This is a genomic window from Pseudomonas sp. B10(2017) (assembly GCF_002113295.1).
In the GTDB taxonomy this organism is placed as follows: Bacteria; Pseudomonadota; Gammaproteobacteria; order Pseudomonadales; family Pseudomonadaceae; genus Aquipseudomonas; species Aquipseudomonas pudica.
In genome coordinates, this window is record NZ_NEJU01000024.1 from 13,919 (window position 1) to 31,492 (window position 17,574).

16 protein-coding genes are annotated in these 17,574 nt (G+C 63.9%); 7 read left to right on the forward strand and 9 right to left on the reverse strand.

From position 1 onward, the window contains the following. Positions 1–7: 7 nt before the first annotated feature. From CAF92_RS22970 to CAF92_RS22985, 4 genes are all read right to left on the reverse strand, one after another. Positions 8–1,147, reverse strand: coding sequence for a homoserine O-acetyltransferase (locus CAF92_RS22970; protein ID WP_085602015.1), 1,140 nt, complete (start codon positions 1,145–1,147; stop codon positions 8–10). 99 nt (positions 1,148–1,246) lie between these two features. Then, the gene (locus CAF92_RS22975) at positions 1,247–1,837 is read right to left on the reverse strand and encodes a YggT family protein (RefSeq protein WP_013974619.1); all 591 of its coding nucleotides are present in this window, start codon (positions 1,835–1,837) and stop codon (positions 1,247–1,249) included. A 10-nt stretch (positions 1,838–1,847) separates the two neighbouring features. After that, positions 1,848–2,666, reverse strand: coding sequence for a pyrroline-5-carboxylate reductase (gene proC / locus CAF92_RS22980; RefSeq protein ID WP_046613542.1), 819 nt, complete (start codon positions 2,664–2,666; stop codon positions 1,848–1,850). A gap of 38 nt (positions 2,667–2,704) precedes the next feature. Beyond that, on the reverse strand, positions 2,705–3,391 hold the full coding sequence (locus CAF92_RS22985) for a YggS family pyridoxal phosphate-dependent enzyme (protein WP_085602016.1): 687 nt from the start codon (positions 3,389–3,391) through the stop codon (positions 2,705–2,707). Positions 3,392–3,456: 65 nt separating this feature from the next. Between CAF92_RS22985 and CAF92_RS22990 the strand changes: the two genes are divergently transcribed. Continuing rightward, the gene (locus CAF92_RS22990) at positions 3,457–4,455 is read left to right on the forward strand and encodes a type IV pilus twitching motility protein PilT (protein WP_085602017.1); all 999 of its coding nucleotides are present in this window, start codon (positions 3,457–3,459) and stop codon (positions 4,453–4,455) included. Between the two features lie 65 nt (positions 4,456–4,520). On the opposite strand, the gene CAF92_RS22995 is transcribed toward CAF92_RS22990, so the two are convergent. Further along, positions 4,521–5,156: a C40 family peptidase gene (locus CAF92_RS22995; RefSeq protein WP_085602018.1), complete on the reverse strand. Its 636-nt coding sequence runs from the start codon at positions 5,154–5,156 to the stop codon at positions 4,521–4,523. Between the two features lie 166 nt (positions 5,157–5,322). Here CAF92_RS22995 and CAF92_RS23000 point away from each other — a divergent pair, with 166 nt between their 5' ends. Continuing rightward, a complete protein-coding gene (locus tag CAF92_RS23000) occupies positions 5,323–5,739 on the forward strand; it encodes a TM2 domain-containing protein (protein ID WP_085602019.1) in 417 nt (138 codons plus the stop codon). A gap of 123 nt (positions 5,740–5,862) precedes the next feature. Here the strand turns inward: CAF92_RS23000 and CAF92_RS23005 are convergent, their stop codons facing one another. From CAF92_RS23005 to CAF92_RS23015, 3 genes are all read right to left on the reverse strand, one after another. Further along, complete coding sequence (locus CAF92_RS23005; RefSeq protein ID WP_046613537.1) at positions 5,863–6,561, reverse strand: SPOR domain-containing protein; 699 nt, start codon at positions 6,559–6,561, stop codon at positions 5,863–5,865. Position 6,562: 1 nt separating this feature from the next. Continuing rightward, the gene (gene argS, locus CAF92_RS23010) at positions 6,563–8,299 is read right to left on the reverse strand and encodes an arginine--tRNA ligase (protein WP_046613536.1); all 1,737 of its coding nucleotides are present in this window, start codon (positions 8,297–8,299) and stop codon (positions 6,563–6,565) included. Between the two features lie 218 nt (positions 8,300–8,517). Further along, positions 8,518–10,737 (reverse strand): primosomal protein N', encoded by a 2,220-nt coding sequence (locus CAF92_RS23015; protein WP_085602020.1) that lies wholly within the window; start codon positions 10,735–10,737, stop codon positions 8,518–8,520. Positions 10,738–10,904: 167 nt separating this feature from the next. On the opposite strand from CAF92_RS23015, the gene rpmE reads away from it, so the two are divergent. The 3 genes from rpmE (at position 10,905) to CAF92_RS23030 (ending at position 13,390) form a co-directional block, all read left to right on the forward strand. Next, complete coding sequence (rpmE, locus tag CAF92_RS23020; RefSeq protein ID WP_046613534.1) at positions 10,905–11,120, forward strand: 50S ribosomal protein L31; 216 nt, start codon at positions 10,905–10,907, stop codon at positions 11,118–11,120. A 2-nt stretch (positions 11,121–11,122) separates the two neighbouring features. Further along, positions 11,123–11,944 carry a thermonuclease family protein gene (locus CAF92_RS23025; RefSeq protein WP_085602021.1) on the forward strand — a complete coding sequence of 274 codons (822 nt, stop codon included), beginning with the start codon at positions 11,123–11,125 and terminating at the stop codon, positions 11,942–11,944. Between the two features lie 177 nt (positions 11,945–12,121). Continuing rightward, positions 12,122–13,390 carry a malic enzyme-like NAD(P)-binding protein gene (locus tag CAF92_RS23030; protein ID WP_046613532.1) on the forward strand — a complete coding sequence of 423 codons (1,269 nt, stop codon included), beginning with the start codon at positions 12,122–12,124 and terminating at the stop codon, positions 13,388–13,390. Positions 13,391–13,500: 110 nt separating this feature from the next. Here the strand turns inward: CAF92_RS23030 and CAF92_RS23035 are convergent, their stop codons facing one another. Continuing rightward, positions 13,501–15,951, reverse strand: a complete 2,451-nt coding sequence (locus CAF92_RS23035; RefSeq protein ID WP_371916251.1) for a penicillin-binding protein 1A — start codon at positions 15,949–15,951, stop codon at positions 13,501–13,503. Between the two features lie 207 nt (positions 15,952–16,158). Here CAF92_RS23035 and pilM point away from each other — a divergent pair, with 207 nt between their 5' ends. After that, on the forward strand, positions 16,159–17,040 hold the full coding sequence (pilM, locus tag CAF92_RS23040; RefSeq protein ID WP_085602022.1) for a type IV pilus biogenesis protein PilM: 882 nt from the start codon (positions 16,159–16,161) through the stop codon (positions 17,038–17,040). Beyond that, a complete protein-coding gene (locus CAF92_RS23045; protein ID WP_085602023.1) occupies positions 17,037–17,573 on the forward strand; it encodes a PilN domain-containing protein in 537 nt (178 codons plus the stop codon). The genes pilM and CAF92_RS23045 overlap by 4 nt, the downstream gene beginning before the upstream one ends. The last annotated feature ends 1 nt before the right edge of the window (position 17,574 follow it).

Genomic DNA, 17,574 nt, shown 5'->3' on the forward strand with positions numbered 1-17,574 from the left:
GCTGTCCTCAGATGGCAATGCGGTTCATGTAGTTCGAGAAACCCTGCATGTAGCGAGGCGTGGGGATCAGGAAGGCGTCGTGCCCGTAAGGCGAGTCGATCTCCAGATAGCAGACGTTCTTGCGCGCGGCCATCAGGGCGTCGACGATCTCGCGCGAACGGGCCGGGGAGAAGCGCCAGTCGGTGGTGAACGACATGATGCAGTAATCCGCCTTGACGTGGGCCAGGGTGGCCGCCAGGTCACCGCCCTGGGCGGCGGCGGGGTCGAAGTAGTCCAGCGCCTTGGTCATCAGCAGGTAGGTGTTCGCGTCGAAGCGCCCGGAAAACTCCTCGCCCTGGTAGCGCAGGTAGCTCTCGACCTGGAATTCGACGCTGTGGAAGTCGTAGTTGAGCTTGTCGCTCTTCAGCTCACGGCCGAATTTCTCCCCCATCGAGTCGTCCGACAGGTAGGTGATGTGGCCGACCATGCGCGCCAGCATCAGGCCGCGCTTGGGGATCACGCCCTGGTCCTGGAACGAACCACCATGGAATTCGGGGTCGGTGAGGATGGCCTGGCGTGCCACTTCGTTGAAGGCGATGTTCTGTGCCGACAGCTTGGGCGCCGAGGCGATGTCGACGCAATGGCGCACGCGTTCGGGGTAGCTGATGGTCCACTGCAGCGCCTGCATGCCACCCAGGCTGCCTCCGACCACGGCAGCCCACTGCGGGATGCCCAGGCGCTCGGCCAGGCGCACCTGGCTGTGCACCCAGTCCTCCACGGTCAGCACCGGGAAGTCGGCGCCATAGGGCTTGCCGGTGGCCGGGTTGACGCTGCTGGGGCCGGTGCTGCCGTTGCAGCCGCCCAGGTTGTTCAGGCTGACCACAAAGAAGCGGTTGGTGTCGATCGGCTTGCCAGGGCCGATGCAGCTGTCCCACCAGCCCGGCTTGCGGTCGGTGGCGGCATGGTAGCCAGCGGCATGGTGGTGGCCGGAAAGGGCATGGCAGATCAGCACGGCGTTGCTCGCGCTGGCGTTCAGGGTGCCATAGGTCTCGTAGACCAGTTCGTAACTGGCCAGGGAGCGGCCACAGGCCAGTGCCAGCGGTTCATCGAACCGGGCGGTTTGCGGTACTACCAGACCGACGGAATCTTCGGGAAAGACAGTGGACATCGACCCTGCTCACGCTTGACGGAGGCGTAAGTCTAAAGAGCGCTACCCCCAGCGGCAAGCAGAGGCTTGCCGCTGGAAGCAACCAGGGTCAGGTGAGGCTCAGATCATCCGCCACAGCTCTTGTGGCATGCCGGCGTAGGCGGCCAGCGGCGGCATTACGAACGACTGGATCACCTGGATCGCGAGGAAGGCGAAGATCGGCGAGATGTCCATGCCGCCCAGGTTGGGCACGATGCGGCGGAACGGTGCCAGCACTGGTTCGCTGATCTGGTAGGCCAGTTCGGCTGCCGGGTTGTGGCTGTTGGGAGCAACCCAGGACACGATCACCATGACGATCATCGCTACCCAGAAAATCTTCAGGAACAGTGAGGTGATACCGATGATGGCCCACATCAGCAGGTGCAGGATGTCACCGAAGGTGCCGTAGGTCACCATCAGCACGAATGCCATCAGCAGCGCCTGGATGACCACCGACAACAGCAGCGAAGAGGTATCCAGCCCACCGACGCTGGGGATGACCCGGCGAATCGGCTTGAGCAGCGGCTGCGTGGCACGCACGGCGAACTGGCACAGCGGGTTGTAGAAGTTGGCCTTGACCAGCTGCAGGACGAAGCGCAGCAGGACGATCACCAGATACAGGCTGACCAGGGTTTGCACCACGAAGATCGCGGCGCCGGACAGTGCATTCATCTAAGGCTCCTTATTTGCCCAGTTGTTCGGCCAGCTCGGCGGAACGCGTAGCCGCAGCCTGCAGCGCCTGTTCGACAATGGCTTCGAAGCCGCTGGCCTGGAACGACTTGATCGCCGCTTCGGTGGTGCCGGCAGGCGATGTGACACGCCGGCGCAGTTCGGCGGCATCGACATCGCTGGCAACCGCCATGCGTGCGGCGCCCAGGGCTGTCTGCAGGGTCAGCTGGGAGGCGGTTTCACGTGGCAGACCAAGCTTTTCACCTGCCGCGGTCATTGCTTCGATCAGCAGGAAGAAGTATGCCGGGCCGCTGCCAGAAACGGCAGTCACGGCGTCCAGTTGCTGCTCCTGCTCCAGCCACAGGGCGGTCCCCACGGCCGACAGCAGTTGTTCGGCCTGCTGGCGTTGTTCGCTGGATACTTCCGCGGTGGCGTACAGGCCGCTTACGCCCTGGCGCAGCAGTGCCGGGGTGTTGGGCATGCAGCGCACCACCGGGCGAGCGCCGACCCAGCTTTGCAGGCTGGCGCAGGTGATGCCGGCGGCGATGGAAACGATCAGCTGGCCATCCTGCAGGTTCGGTTGCAGGGTCTGGCACACGGCTTTCATGACCTGCGGTTTGACCGCCAGGACGATGACGTCGGCGCCGTCGATGGCCTGGGCGTTGCTCTCGAAGGTTTCGATGCCGTGCTCGGCCTGGATGCGGCTGCGGGTCTCGGCGCCCGGGTCGCTGGCGCGGATCTGCGAGGCGTCCAGGCCCTGGGCACGCAGACCACCGATCAGGCTGGCGGCCATGTTGCCGGCGCCGATAAAGGCAATACGAGTCTTGCTCATGTCAGGTCCTTGTGGGAAAGAGTGAGTAAAGCATGGAATCAGGGCTGCCCGTAGTCGCGGGCACCGAACAGGGCGGTACCGATACGCACCCAGGTCGCACCCTGTGCGATGGCCGCTTCCAGGTCGTGGCTCATGCCCATGGACAGGGTGTCCAGGCCAAGGCCCAGGCCTTCCTGCAACTGGCGCAGGGTGGCGAAGGCGGCTTCCTGGGCGGCGCGGTCATCGGTAGGTTCCGGGATGGCCATCAGCCCGCGCAGGCGCAGGTTGGGCAGTGCTGCTACCGCCTTGGCCAAGGTCGGCAGGTCGGCGGGTGCGCAGCCGGACTTGCTGTCTTCGCCGCTGACGTTCACCTGCAGGCAGATGTTCAGTGGCGCCAGCCCGGCCGGGCGCTGCTCCGACAGGCGCTGGGCGATTTTCAGGCGGTCCACGGAATGTACCCAATCGAAATGCTCGGCAATGGCTTTGGTCTTGTTCGACTGAATGGGGCCGATGAAGTGCCAGATCAAGGGTAGGTCGCTGAGAGCCTGCTGCTTTGTCAGCGCTTCCTGTAGGTAGTTTTCCCCGAAATCGCACACACCGGCGGCGTGGATCTCGCGGATGGCGCTGGCTGGCTTGGTCTTGCTCACGGCCAGCAACTGGACGCTGGCCGGATCACGCCCGGCAGCCTGGGCAGCGCTGGCGATTCGGGCGTAAATAGCGGAAAGGTTGTCTGCTAGGGTGGACATGGACTGATGCCGGCGGCTGTGGGGGTTGCGGCATTCTACCTACTTGAAGGCCTTTGGGGAGTCTCATGGATGTGACCGAACTGTTGGCCCGGGCCGTGGATGCGGGGGCTTCCGACCTGCACTTGGCGGCGGGCCAGATACCGATGTTGCGCCTGGATGGCGAGCTGCAGCGCATGGCACTGCCGACCTTGGGCCCGGCTGCCTTGACCGAGGGCATGGCGCCCATGCTGGATGAAGACCAGCGCCGACAGTGGGCCCAGGGTGATGAGCTGGACCTTGCGCTGGAACTGCCGATGGTGGGGCGCTTTCGGCTGAATCTGTTTCGCCAGTTGCATGGCCCTGCGGCCACCTTTCGCCTGATTCCGGGGCATATCGCCACACTCGATGAACTTGACCTGGGGGATGTGTTTCAAGCTGTTGCGCAGTGCAGCGATGGCTTGATCCTCGTTGGTGGACCGACCGGGAGCGGCAAGTCCAGCACCTTGGCGACACTGCTCGACCAACTGAACCGCGATCGGGCTCTGCATATCATCACCCTCGAAGACCCTGTCGAGGTTATCCACAGCAGCCAGCGCAGCCTGGTCAACCAGCGCGAGGTCGGCCGCCATTGCGGTGGGTTCGCCCAAGGGCTGCGCAGTGCCCTGCGCCAGGATCCGGATGTGATCATGATCGGTGAGCTGCGCGACCTGGAAACCATTCGCCTGGCCTTGCGTGCGGCCGAGACCGGGCACCTGGTGTTGGCGACTGTGCATACGCGTTCGGCGGTCAACAGCATTGACCGGTTGGTGGAGGTGTTCGCTGCAGAAGAGAAGCCACTGGTGCGGGTGATGCTGGCCGAGTCGTTGCGCCTGGTGGTGGCGCAGGTGCTGGTCAGGCGTGCGGGCGGTGGTCGAGTTGCTGCGCGGGAAGTGCTGGTGTTAACGCCAGCGGTGCGTAATCTGGTTCGGGAAGGACGGATGGCGCAGTTGTGTTCGGTGATGCAGGCGGGTGGTGCGGACGGGATGCGGACGATGGAAGGGGCAATGCGGGGGCTGAGGGAGCGAGGGCTGATCGAAGACTTGTAGTGGCGGTACCGGCCCCTTCGCGGGCACGCCCGCGAAGAGGCCGATACAGGAGAGGGCTGATCAGATCAGCGCTTGGCCAGGTTCAGCTGCTGCTGTTCTTTCGGCAGCACTCGCTTGGCCACCACGTAATGCTTCTGCCAGTACGGCTTGCTCAAGGTATCGATGCTTACCCGCTTGCCACGGCGTGGAGCATGGATGAAGCGGTCGTTGCCCAGGTAGATGGCAACGTGGTTCACCCGGCGGCTCTTGATGTTGAAGAAGATCAGGTCACCTGGCTTCAGGTCACTCTTTGCCACCTTGACGCCGTGGCCCTGAGCCATGGCATTGGAGGTGCGCGGCAGGTCGACGTCGGCGACGTCGTTGAAGGCGTATTTGACCAGCCCGCTGCAGTCGAAGCCTTTCTTCGGGCTGCTGCCGCCCCAGACATAAGGGGTACCAAGCACATTCACCGCACGGCTGAGCACGTCGCTGCTCTGCTTCGGCGACATGGCGGCGACCGGCACACCGGGCACGCTGCGGCTGCTAGCGACATTGCTTGGGCGGGTGCGCAGCGCGGTCTGCTTGACCGGTGCATGTCTTACCGAGGCATTGGTGGTGTAGCCGGTAAAACCATTGGGAAGACGTTGCTCACGATTGGTGGCGTGGGCGGCCAGGGGCAATAATAGGCAGAGGGTCAGCCATGTCTTGAGTAAAGGCGGCATAGATGAAGCTCTTATGAATAGTTATGTGTTGGGCGCGCAACTTTATAACAGCTTTTTGATCAATCTTTGATCCGTTGGTCGATTGTCCAGGTGCCGTACGTCGGCCTGCGACAAGAAAGTCACATTTTTTCTTAGAAAATTTTCGGATAACCCACGGGGGCTATGAATGAACAGTTATCAACAAGGGGCGCCGTTTCACGACACCCACAGCAAGACCATTGGCTACCTGCTATGGATTTTCGGCTTTACCGGGTCGCATCGTTTCTATTACGGCAAGCCAGTAACCGGCACCATCTGGTTCTTCACCCTTGGCTTGCTGGGCATCGGCTGGTTGATCGACCTGTTCCTGATCCCGTCCATGGACCGTGAAGCCGACCTCAGGTTCCAGTCCGGGCGCATTGACTACAACATCGCCTGGATCCTGCTGACCTTCCTGGGGGTGTTTGGGCTGCACCGGCTGTATCAGGGCAAGTGGATCACCGCGATCATCTACTTCTTTACCGGCGGGCTGTTCCTTGTGGGGGTGCTGTATGACTTCTGGACGCTGAACAGCCAGGTTTCCGAGCGGAATGCGGGGCGCTGAAATTATTCGCGGGTGAACTCGCTCCTACAGGCACCATAGAGCCCTGTGGGAGCGGGTTCACCCGCGAAGAGGCCGGAAGCGCCTATGAAAAAGCCTTGTCGCACCGAAGCGGCAAGGCTTTTTTTACTGACGGGTCTGCCGCTGTTGCAGCAGCAGGTTGCTGAAACCTGCCCCGGCCAGCTGCTTCTGCGCCCCGGTCAGCTGCTCGCGGTTGCTGAACGGGCCCACCAGCACGCGGTACCAGGTTTCGTCCTTGACCGTGCCCGACTCCACCTTCACCGACTGGCCCAGCAGGATGATCTGCGCGCGTACCTTGTCGGCATCAGCCTGCTTGCGGAACGAACCGGCCTGCAGGAAGAACTGGGTGGTTGCCGCCGGCTTGATCACCGGTGGTGCCGGTGGCGGGGTCTGGCCCATAAGCGCCGCCTGAGCTCGCGCCGTGTCGATCTTCGCCGCTTCGGCCGGCGTCACCGGGGTCACCGGCTGGGCCGGAACGGGTGGCGTCTTCTCTGGCACGGCCTCCGGCGGCACGATCACCTCGGACTCCGGCAGCAACGTGTAGAAGTCGTACTTCGGCTTCACCGGCTGCTGCGGGGTGGTCTGCGCCGGTTTGCCGGCTTCGGCCACTTTTTCCGCCTTCTGCTGCTCGGGTTTGGTGCGCTTGATGTCTTCGCCACCGGGCTCGAGTTTCATCAGGAACACGATGAAGGCGCCTACGGTCAGGCCTACCGCCAGCCATACCCAACCGGGGATCGGCTGCTTGGCCGGTGCCGTCTGGCGGCTGGCGCCGCGTTTGGGTGCAGGTTTTTTCTTGGCAGCCAACTTACATGCGCTCCAGGGTTTCCAGGCCGAGCAGTTCCAGACCTTGCTTGAGGGTGCGACCGGTCAGGGCCGCCAGGCGCAGGCGGCTCTGCTGCTGCTGCGGGGTTTCGGCGGCAAGAATCGGGCAGTTCTCGTAGAAGCTGGAGAACAGGCCGGCCAGGTCGTACAGGTAGCTGCACAGTACGTGTGGTGTGCCCTTGTCGGCGACGTTGTTGAGGATTTCGCCAAACTGCGCCAGGCGCGCGGCCAGGTCCTGCTCATGGGCAGCCTGTAGCACGATGTTGCCGTCGACTTCATCGAAGCCCTTGCCCAGTTTGCGGAATACGCCAGCCACGCGGGTGTAGGCATACAGAAGGTAAGGCGCGGTGTTGCCTTCGAAGTTGAGCATCAGCTCGAAGTTGAAGCTGTAGTCGCTGGTGCGGTGCTTGGACAAGTCGGCGTACTTAACCGCGCCAATGCCCACCACTTCGCCGATGTGTCGCAGTTCGTCATCGGCCAGGCTCGGGTTCTTTTCCTTGACCAGCGCGTAGGCGCGCTCCTTGGCCTCGGTGAGCAGGTCGATCAGCTTCACGGTGCCGCCGTCACGGGTTTTGAACGGGCGGCCATCGGCGCCGTTCATGGTGCCGAAGCCCATGTGCTCCATCTGCATCGGGTGGCCGACGAAGCCTGCGCGGCGTGCAACTTCGAACACTTGGTTGAAGTGCAGGGCCTGGCGCTGGTCGACGAAGTACAGGGCGCGGTCTGCCTTGAGCACGTTGCTGCGATAGCGCACGGCGGCCAGGTCGGTGGTGGCGTACAGGTAGCCGCCGTCGGCCTTCTGCACGATAACCGGCAGAGGTTCGCCTTCGCTGTTCTTGAACTCGTCGAGGAACACGCACTGTGCGCCCTGGTCTTCGACCAGCAAGCCCTTGGCCTTGAGGTCGGCGACCACGTTGGCCAGGTCGTCGTTGTAGGCGCTTTCACCCATCACGTCGGCCATGGTCAGCTTGACGTTGAGCAGTTCGTAGGTCTTCTGGCAGTGTGACAGCGAAATGTCCTTGAAGCGCGTCCACAGGGCCATGCAGTCCGGGTCACCGGCCTGCAGTTTGACCACCAGACCGCGGGCGCGGGTGGCGAACTCTTCGGATTCGTCGAAGCGCTTCTTGGCGGCGCGGTAGAAGTTTTCCAGGTCGGACAGTTCGTCGCTGGTGATCGGGTTTTCTTCCAGGTAGGCCAGCAGCATGCCGAACTGGGTGCCCCAGTCGCCCACGTGGTTCTGGCGGATCACCTCATCGCCGAGAAACTCCAGCACGCGCGCCACGCTGTCACCGATGATGGTCGAACGCAGGTGGCCGACGTGCATCTCCTTGGCCAGGTTGGGTGCCGACATGTCGATCACGACCTTTTGCGCAGGGCCGGCCTTGCGCGCGCCCAGGTGGGCGTCGGCCAGTGCGGCATCCAGGCGGTTGGCCAGGGCGTCGGTGTTCTGGAAGAAGTTGAGGAAGCCGGGGCCGGCGATCTCGACCTTGCTGATGTCGGCGCTGGCCGGCAGGGCATTGATCAGTTTCTCGGCCAGGTCGCGCGGCTTCATGCCGGCCGGCTTGGCCAGCATCATGGCGATGTTGCTGGCGAAGTCGCCGTGAGTCTTGTCCCGGGCGTTTTCCACCTGGATCGCCGGCGACAGCCCTTCAGGCAGCACACCGTCGGTGACGAGTTGGGTGAGGGCTTGCTGGATCAGCTGGCGAATGGTGTCTTTCATGGGGATCTCTTTTCGACCGCAAGCGCGGTGGAGCGCTTGGATGCGCAGGTGGAAAAACTGGGCATTATCCGTGGCCGGGGGCGGGTTGCCAACCTTTGGGGTGCAACCATCAAGGGTTCCATGTTGTGTTCGAGGGCCTCATCGCCGGCAAGCCAGTTCCCGCAGAAGAGCGCGCGCAACGTGTGGGAGCTCGCTTGCCAGCGATTAGGCCGGTCGATTCAGTACAGGTCTACCGGGTCGACATCCAGCGACCAACGCACCTGGCGCCCGCTCGGCATCTGCTCCAACACTAGCAACCAGGAGCTGATCAGTCGATGCAAAGGCGCCCGGGTATTGGCCTGTATCAACAGTTGCGCCCGGAAGCGCCCGGCGCGACGCTCCATCGGTGCTGGCACCGGCCCCAGCAGCTCGATGCCAGGCAGGCGCTGTTCGGCCACCAGGCGCTCGGCGGCGGCGCAGGCCTCGTCGAGGAAAGCTTCGGCCTGCCCGGGCTTGTGCGCTTCGGCGCGCAGCAGTGCCAGGTGTGAGTAAGGCGGCAGCCCGGCGGCGCGGCGCTCGTCCAGGGCCTGTTCGGCGAAGGCGAAGTAACCCTGCTCGGTAAGCTGCACCAGCAGTGGATGGTCGGCCAGGTGGGTCTGGATGATGACCTTGCCGGGTTCCTCGGCCCGCCCGGCCCGCCCGGCAACCTGCACGATCAGCTGCGCCATGCGTTCGCTGGCGCGGAAATCGCCGGAGAACAGCCCGCCATCGGCATCGAGGATAGCCACCAGGGTCACCCGCGGGAAGTGATGGCCCTTGGCGAGCATCTGGGTGCCGACGAGGATGCTCGGCTGGCCGCGCTGGATGGTGCTGAACAGGTTGTGCATGGCGTCCTTGCGTGCCGTGCTGTCGCGGTCCACACGCAGGATCGGGTAATCAGGGAACAGCACTTTCAGGCGTTCCTCGGCGCGCTCGGTGCCGGCGCCGACCGGGCGCAGGTCAACGTGGTTGCACTGCGGGCACTGCTGCGGCAGGCGCTCGTCATAGCCGCAATGGTGGCAGCGCAGCACGCCGGAGCGCTGGTGTACGGTCATGCGCGCATCGCAGCGCGGGCATTCGGACAGCCAGCCGCAGTCGTGGCACAGCAAGGTCGGGGCGAAACCGCGGCGGTTGAGGAAAACCAGCACTTGCTGGCCTGCCTCCAGGGTTTGGCGGATGGCCTGCTGCAGTGGGCCGCTGATGCCGCTGTCCAGTGGCAGGCTCTTCACATCCAGACGCAGCATCCGCGGCGGGCGGGCGCCGCCAGCGCGCTGGTTCATGCGCAGCAGGCGGTAGCGGCCGGTCAGCGCGTTGTGCAGGGTTTCCAGTGATGGCGTGGCAGAACCGAGCAGGATCGGGACGTTTTCCTGATGGGCACGCACCAACGCCAGGTCGCGGGCGTGGTAGCGCAGGCCTTCCTGCTGTTTATAGGAGCCGTCGTGCTCCTCGTCGATGATGATCAGGCCGGGGTTCTTCATCGGCGTGAACAGCGCCGAGCGGGTACCGATGATGATGTCTGCCTCGCCGTCCCGGGCTGCCAGCCAGGCATCCAGGCGTTCGCGGTCGTTCACCGCCGAATGAAGCAGGGCGATGCGGGCGTTGAAGCGTTGCTCGAAGCGGGCCAGGGTCTGAGGGCCGAGGTTGATCTCCGGGATCAGCACCAGGGCCTGCTTGCCCGCCTCCAGTGTTTCGCGGATCAGTTGCAGGTACACCTCGGTCTTGCCGCTGCCGGTGACACCGGCCAACAGGAAGGCGCCGAAGCCGCCAAAGCCTTCGCGCACGGCGTCGAAGGCGTCGCGTTGCTCTTCGTTGAGCGGTAGTTCCGGCTGTGCCAGCCAGTGTTCGTGGCGCAGCGCCGGCAGGTGGCGGCGGACCTCGATCTGTACCAGGTCCTTGGCCAGCAGCAGGTCGAGGCTGTCCTTGTTCAGGTTGAGCTTGGCCAGCAGGCTGTGGGCCACGCCGTGCGGGTGCTGGGCCAGGGTCTTGAGGGCATCGCGCTGGCGCGGTGCGCGGGCGATGCGAGGGTCTTCCAGGCGGGCGTCGGGGGCGACGTGCCAGAAGCGCTCCTGACGCATCTCGGCGGGTTCGCCCTGGCGCAGCAGGGTCGGCAAGGCCCAGCTCAGGGTGTCACCCAGGCTGTGCTGGTAGTACTGGGCGGTCCACAGGCACAACCTGAACAGCGACGGCGGGATCGGCGACACCGGGTCGAGCAGGGCGCTGGCCGGCTTGAGCTTGTCGGCGGGCACTTCGCTTTGCTCGCACACCTCCACCAGCACGCCGATCATTTCGCGGCGGCCGAATGGCACGCGAATGCGCATGCCCGGGGTCAAGGCTTGGCGCGCCATGCTTGCCGGCGCCTTGTAGTCGAACAGGCGACGCAGCGGGGAGGGCAGGGCAAGGCGCAGGATGACGTCGGACACGCGAAAAGTCTCGGAGGGCGTTTCAAAGACTGGCGAGCCTAGCAGACGACGGTCGGTGCAAGCGACAACTTGCGTTGGCGTGATGCTCTGGTATTATTCGCCGCCTAATTACGTGCGGTATTCAACAATTGGTGTTGGGTGGCGGCACGCAGCTCGAGGAAGTGACCATGAAAGCAGATATTCATCCGAACTACGAAGTAGTTGCAGTCACCTGCAGCTGCGGCAACAAGTTTGAAACCCGTTCGACCCTGGGCAGCACCCTGTCGATCGACGTTTGCAACCTGTGCCACCCGTTCTACACCGGTAAGCAGAAAGTCCTGGACACCGGTGGTCGCGTACAGAAGTTCGCCGATCGCTTCGGTATGTTCGGTACCAAGAAGTAATCATGCGCATGGCGAGCCCCTCGGGTTTCGCATTGCTGCAAAAAAAGGCGCCCCTTGTGGGCGCCTTTTTTATGGGCGTCATCTGGCATTTCCCGGCCCTGGCGTTCTGCCCGCTGCCGGACAGCCCACAGTGGGTGGCGGTACGGCAGGTGGTGGATGGCGATACCTTGCGTCTAGTCGATGGCCGCAGCGTGCGACTGATCGGTATCAACGCCCCGGAAATCGGCCGCAACGGGCGCAACAGCGAGCCCTATGCCGAGTCCGCCAGGCAACGTTTGCAGGCCTTGGTCAAGGCCAGCGACGGGCGTGTCGTGCTGGAGCCGGGCGTCCAGTCCAAGGACAAATACGGCCGCACGCTGGCGCATATCTACGGCCGCAATGGCGACAATATCGAGGCACAGTTGCTCAGCGAGGGTTTGGGCTATCGCGTCGCGGTTGCCCCAAATGTGCGCCTCAGCGCTTGCCAGCAGCTTGCCGAGCAGGCTGCGCGCAAGGCTGGCTCCGGGCTGTGGCGTCGTTCGCCTGTGGTGCGTGCCGGGGATGTGAGGCAGTCGGGTTTCGCGATCATTGCGGGCCGCATCGAAGACGTGGAGCGCAACCGTGGCGGGGTCTGGCTGAACCTGGACGGGGCCGTGGTGCTGCAGGTTCCCGCTCGTCTGCAGCGCAACTTCCCCGCCAGCTTCTTCGATAACCTCAAGGGGCGCCAGGTCGAGGCGCGTGGCTGGGTGCTGGATCGTTCCCGTAAGGGCGGCCTGAAGCCCGGGCAGCGACGCTGGCTGTTGCCGTTGACCGATCCGGGCATGTTGGAGCGCATTTCAGGCTAAAAGATGTAGACATTTCGCTATTAGATTGTACACACTGTGAGGCGTATGCCCCGTGGGTTATAGCGTAAAGTCGTAGGCTAAAGGCCTTGACACAAGTGACCGACCAGTCTTGTGGCTCCCCGGCTCTTTGCGTATCCTCGGCGGTCCGTCAGAACAGTAAATAGCGGAATGCCCACCATGTCAGACCTGAAAACCGCCGCTCTCGAATATCACGCTCAACCTCGTCCGGGGAAACTGAGCGTCGAGCTTTCCAAGCCCACCGCCACCGCCCGTGATCTCGCCCTCGCCTACAGCCCAGGTGTTGCTGAGCCCGTGCGTGAAATCGGCCGTGATCCAGAGCTGGCTTACAAATACACCGGCAAAGGCAACCTGGTTGCGGTGATTTCCGACGGCACCGCCATCCTCGGTCTGGGTGACCTTGGCCCACTGGCTTCCAAGCCGGTCATGGAAGGCAAGGGTGTTCTGTTCAAGCGTTTCGCTGGTATCGACGTGTTCGACATCGAAGTGGAATCGGAAAGCCCGCAGGCTTTCATCGACACCGTTCGCCGCATCTCGATCACCTTCGGTGGCATCAACCTCGAAGACATCAAGGCGCCTGAGTGCTTCGAAATCGAGCGCACCCTGATCGAACAGTGCGACATCCCGGTATTCCACGATGACCAGCACGGTACTGCCATCGTGACCGCTGCCGGCATGATCAACGCCCTGGAAATCGCCGGCAAGAAGCTGGAAGACGCCAAGATCGTCTGCCTGGGTGCCGGCGCTGCCGCGATCTCCTGCATGAAGCTCCTGGTGAGCATGGGCGCCAAGGTCGAGAACATCTACATGATCGACCGCAGCGGCGTGATTCACGCTGGCCGTGACGACCTGAACCAGTACAAGGCGCAGTTCGCCCACGCAACCGACAAGCGCACCCTGGCTGACGCCCTCGACGGTGCCGACGTGTTCGTAGGCCTGTCCGGCCCGAACCTGCTGAGCGCCGAAGGCCTGAAGTCGATGGCTGCCAACCCGATCGTGTTCGCCTGCTCGAACCCGGACCCGGAAATCTCGCCTGAGCTGGCGCACGCCACCCGCAGCGACGTGATCATGGCTACCGGTCGTTCCGACTACCCGAACCAGGTCAACAACGTACTGGGCTTCCCGTTCATCTTCCGTGGTGCCCTGGACGTTCGCGCCAAGCGCATCAACGAAGAAATGAAGATCGCCGCCGCCATCGCCCTGAAAGACCTGGCCAAGCTGCCAGTGCCGAAGGAAGTCTGCGAGGCCTACGGCGTGGAAGGCCTGGAGTTCGGCCGTGAGTACATCATTCCGAAGCCGCTGGACGCTCGCCTGATCACCGTCGTTTCCGACGCGGTGGCCAAGGCCGCCATCGAATCCGGCGTGGCTACCCTGCCGTATCCGAAGCACTACCCGCTGACCAGCGTGGATGACGTGTTCAAAGGCTGATTGCTGCCTGGCGACACAAAAAGCCCCGGCTCGTATGAGCCGGGGCTTTTTGTTTACACGCTGCACTGATGATGCCGTCCCTTGTAGGGGGCGGCGTTAACCGCTGTGCTTCAGAACAGATCCATCGGCGCCGCTTCATCCGCCGGCAACGGGCTGCCCGGTGCTGCGCCAGTGCCCAGTTCGTCCACCGACGGCGGCGAATCCTCGGCCTTGAACAGCTCGAAGTAGGCATTCGGCGTGCTCGGCGAAGCGGCACGGCCGCTGACCGGGTCGACGCGCAGGCTGAGGATGCCTTCCGGCTCTGCTGGCGCATGCGCAGGCTTGTCCTTGAGCGCCGCGCCCATGAAGCTCATCCAGATCGGCAGTGCCGCCGTGCCGCCGTACTCGCGGCGCCCAAGGGTTTCGGGCTGGTCGAAACCGACCCAGACGGTGGTCACGTAGTCGGCGTTGTAGCCGGAGAACCAGGCGTCCTTGGATTCGTTGGTGGTACCGGTCTTGCCTGCCAGATCGGTGCGGCCCAAGGCCAGCGCCCGGCGGCCGGTACCGCGCTTGATCACGTCCTGCAGCATGCTGGTGAGGATGTAGGTGGTACGCCCGTCGACTATCTGCTCGGCCACAGCCGGCGCCTGCGGTGCAGGCGCCACCTGGCCGAAGGCGGCGGGTGCCTCGCCCGGCATGGCGGCGGTGCTGATCGGCTGTTCGGGCGCGGCCACACCCGCCTGGTCCTCGGCACCTTGTGGTACGCGGGCCGGGTTGGCGGTAAACAGCGTCTCGCCGCTGCGGCTTTCGATGCGCTCGATCAGGTACGGGGTGATCTTGTAGCCGCCGTTGGCAAAGGTGCTCCAGCCAGTGGCGATTTCCATCGGGGTCAGGGTGGCGGTGCCCAGTGCCAGCGACAGGTTGCGTGGCAGGTCCTGCTTGTTGAAGCCGAACTTGGCGATGTAGTCGATGGTGCGGTCCACGCCCATGGCCTGCAGCAGGCGGATCGACACCAGGTTGCGCGACTTGTACAGCGCTTCGCGCATGCGGATCGGGCCGAGGAAGGTGTTGGTGTCGTTCTTCGGTCGCCAGACCTTGTCCAGGTACTCGTCGACGAAGACGATCGGTGCATCGTTGACCAGGCTGGATGCGGTGTAGCCACTGTCCAGGGCGGCGCTGTAGATGAACGGTTTGAAGCTCGAGCCCGGCTGCCGCTTGGCCTGCATGGCGCGGTTGTAGTTGCTCTGCTCGAACGAGAAGCCGCCGACCAGGGCGCGGATGGCGCCGTTGTAAGGGTCGAGGGTGACCAGCGCGCTCTGCGCGCCAGGCACCTGGCTGAACTTGAACTTGCCATCCTCAAGGCGCTGCAGGCGCACCAGGTCACCGACCTGGGCCACGTCTGCCGGCGACTGCGGCGCACGGCCCTGGGAGTTGCTATTGATGAACGGGCGTGCCCATTTCATGGTGTCCCAGGCCACCAGCTCTTCCTGGCCGCTGCGGGTCAGCACCTTGAGGCCGGTTTTTTCGACCTGGGTGACGATGGCCGGCTCCAGGCCGCCAAGGCTGCGCTGCTTGCCCAGTTCCTGCAGCCAGGCCGCCTGGGTACGCCCCGGGAAGCGTGCTTCGGGGCCGCGGTAGCCGTGGCGCTCATCGTAGTCGGAGAGGCCGTTGAGGATGGCCTTGTTGGCCATTTCCTGCATGTCGCTGGGCACCGTGGTGGTGACACGGAAGCCTTCGGTGTAGGCGTCGCTGCCGTAGCGGCCGACCATTTCGGCGCGGGCCATTTCGGCGATGTAAGGCGCATTCACTTCAGGCGTGGGCACGTGGTAGCTGGCGTTGAGCGGCTCGGCCAGGGCTGCCTGGTAGCTGGCTTCGTCGATCTTGCCAAGCTTGTACATGCGGCCGAGGATCCAGTCGCGGCGCTCCTTGGCGCGCACCGGGTTGGCCAGCGGGTTGAAGCGAGAGGGTGCCTTGGGCAGGCCGGCGATCATCGCCATCTGCGCCAGGCTCACGTCGCGGATCGACTTGCCGTAGTACACCTGCGCAGCGGCATCGATACCGTACGCGCGGTTGCCCAGGTAGATCTTGTTCACGTACAGCTCGAGGATCTCGTCCTTGGTCAGCTCACGTTCGATCTGCAGCGCCAGCAGAATTTCGTTGGTCTTGCGCGAGAAGCTGCGCTCGCTGGTGAGGAAGAAGTTCTTCGCCACCTGCATGGTGATGGTGCTGCCGCCGGTCTGGATGTGGCCGGTTTTCACCAGCTGGGTTGCGGCGCGCATCAGGCTGCTGGGGTCGACACCGTAGTGGTTGAGGAAATTGTCGTCCTCGGCTGACAGAAGCGCCTGTATGAATTGTGGGGGAATTTCCGCAAAGCGGATCGGCGACCGACGCATTTCGCCAAACTCGGCAATCAGCTTGCCGTCGCTGCTGTACACCCTGAGGGGGATCTGCAACTGGATGCTTCTGAGCGATTCGACCGAGGGCAGGCTGGGGCTAAGATACAGAAACGCACCGCTCACACCGAGTACGAGCGCGCAGATGACTGCGACGGAAGACCACCAGAAGAACTTCAGCAGACGTATCAAGGCTTTTCGGTGTCCAGGTTGGGAGTGGATTGCACGCAGGTCCGGCGGACCAAAAAACGCTGGGCATTATAAGCATTTTTTCGCCTCTCCGGGTTACCGGCCAGGCTGCCCGTCGCCTCGATGGGGCGGCGCGGCCTAGTGTTGACGCGGGGTTGGGGCAGGTAGTCGCGACAGACGGCGGCGACAGACAACAAGGATGCCACGATGCTAGGACGCTTCGGCAAGGATGCCGGTTCACTCTTGGGGGTGGAAATTGCCCCTGACTCCGTTCGGATTGTGCAATTGCAGCGGCGTAACCGGCGCTGCCGGGTGCTTGCCTCGGTACAAGAACCGTTCGAATCACCGGCTGGCAGTGATTGGGTGGCAGAACCTGGCGCCGTGGCGGCTGCCTTGAGGCGGGCCTACCGACGCAGCGGCCTCAGGCAGCGCAGGGTCGCGCTGGCACTGCCGGGCAACCAGGTGATCTGCAAAGTGTGCCATCTGCCGGTGGAACAGGGTGGGCCAGAAATGGAGGCGCAGTTGCTGGCTGACGCCGAACGGCTGTTTCCATTTCCGCTGGAAGACCTGGCCCTGGATTTTCAGGTTCTGGGAGGCTCTAGGGTCGAGCCAGGCTGCGCTGAGGTGATGGTAGCTGCGTGCCGACAGAGTGCACTGGCGCCACTTGAAAGCATCATCGAGGAGGCCGGGTTGCAACTGGAGGCCGTGGAGGTCGACAGCATTGCCTTGGGGCGCATGCTGCCACTGGACAGGCAGCAGCGCTCGGCGCTGCTGCGTATCGAGGCGCAAAGCACCACCCTTCATAGCTGGCAGTCGGGCCGGCCTCAGCAGCGGCGTGAGCTGAGCCTGGGCCTGTCGACGATAGCGGGAGCGCTGCCGGAGCGCTTGCTGGCCTTGCTCGCCAGTGAGCCTTTGCCCGATTGCCTGTTGATTGCCAGCCGTTCCCCTATCGAACCGGGGCAGTTGCAGAGCCTCGGCTCCCGGTTGAACCTGCCGTGTCGCCTGGTACCCGATCTGGCCCGCCTGGAACATGTCGATGGCGCGATGATCCTGGCGTGCGCCCTGGCTCTGGGAGGGTTGCGCCGATGATGCGGCTGAATCTTCTGCCTTGGCGCGAACGGCAACGCCGGGCTACGTTGCGGTCTTTTCGAAGGCAGCTGGTCGCCGGAGCGCTGCTCGCCCTGTGTGGCGTGACGCTGGTCGACCAGCTGGCCCGCCAGCGCGGGCAGCAGCAGGCGCTGGCCAATACCCGACACCAGGCAGCACTTGAGGTGTTGGGCGAGCAATTGCAGCCGCTGGCCGATGTGCGTGCGCAGCACGAGGCGCTACTGGCACGGGCGGTGGCGCTGGAGGGCCTGCGTGCCCACCAGGATGTGCTGGCCGGGGTGTTTGCTGACCTCGAGCGGGCGTTGCCAGTGGGTGTGCAATTGCTCGACCTCAGCCTGGAAGACGGCAACCTGCAGATGACCGGGCTGGCCACCTCGGGCGCCGTGGTCGCGCAGTTCATGCGTGACCTGAGCCGCTCCGGCGCGCTGGTCGGTCTGGAGCTCAAGCGCATCAGGAGCCTGCCGGGCGGCGATGAATTCCTGCTGGGTGCGCGCGTTTCGGCGTTCTGGTCGTGAA

Coding starts and splice junctions, on each gene's coding strand:
- CAF92_RS22970 (WP_085602015.1), bottom strand. CDS start 1,147: ATGTCCACTGTCTTTCCCGAAGATTCCGTCGGTCTGGTAGTACCGCAA.
- CAF92_RS22975 (WP_013974619.1), bottom strand. CDS start 1,837: ATGAATGCACTGTCCGGCGCCGCGATCTTCGTGGTGCAAACCCTGGTC.
- proC (WP_046613542.1), bottom strand. CDS start 2,666: ATGAGCAAGACTCGTATTGCCTTTATCGGCGCCGGCAACATGGCCGCC.
- CAF92_RS22985 (WP_085602016.1), bottom strand. CDS start 3,391: ATGTCCACCCTAGCAGACAACCTTTCCGCTATTTACGCCCGAATCGCC.
- CAF92_RS22990 (WP_085602017.1), top strand. CDS start 3,457: ATGGATGTGACCGAACTGTTGGCCCGGGCCGTGGATGCGGGGGCTTCC.
- CAF92_RS22995 (WP_085602018.1), bottom strand. CDS start 5,156: ATGCCGCCTTTACTCAAGACATGGCTGACCCTCTGCCTATTATTGCCC.
- CAF92_RS23000 (WP_085602019.1), top strand. CDS start 5,323: ATGAACAGTTATCAACAAGGGGCGCCGTTTCACGACACCCACAGCAAG.
- argS (WP_046613536.1), bottom strand. CDS start 8,299: ATGAAAGACACCATTCGCCAGCTGATCCAGCAAGCCCTCACCCAACTC.
- rpmE (WP_046613534.1), top strand. CDS start 10,905: ATGAAAGCAGATATTCATCCGAACTACGAAGTAGTTGCAGTCACCTGC.
- CAF92_RS23025 (WP_085602021.1), top strand. CDS start 11,123: ATGCGCATGGCGAGCCCCTCGGGTTTCGCATTGCTGCAAAAAAAGGCG.
- CAF92_RS23030 (WP_046613532.1), top strand. CDS start 12,122: ATGTCAGACCTGAAAACCGCCGCTCTCGAATATCACGCTCAACCTCGT.
- pilM (WP_085602022.1), top strand. CDS start 16,159: ATGCTAGGACGCTTCGGCAAGGATGCCGGTTCACTCTTGGGGGTGGAA.
- CAF92_RS23045 (WP_085602023.1), top strand. CDS start 17,037: ATGATGCGGCTGAATCTTCTGCCTTGGCGCGAACGGCAACGCCGGGCT.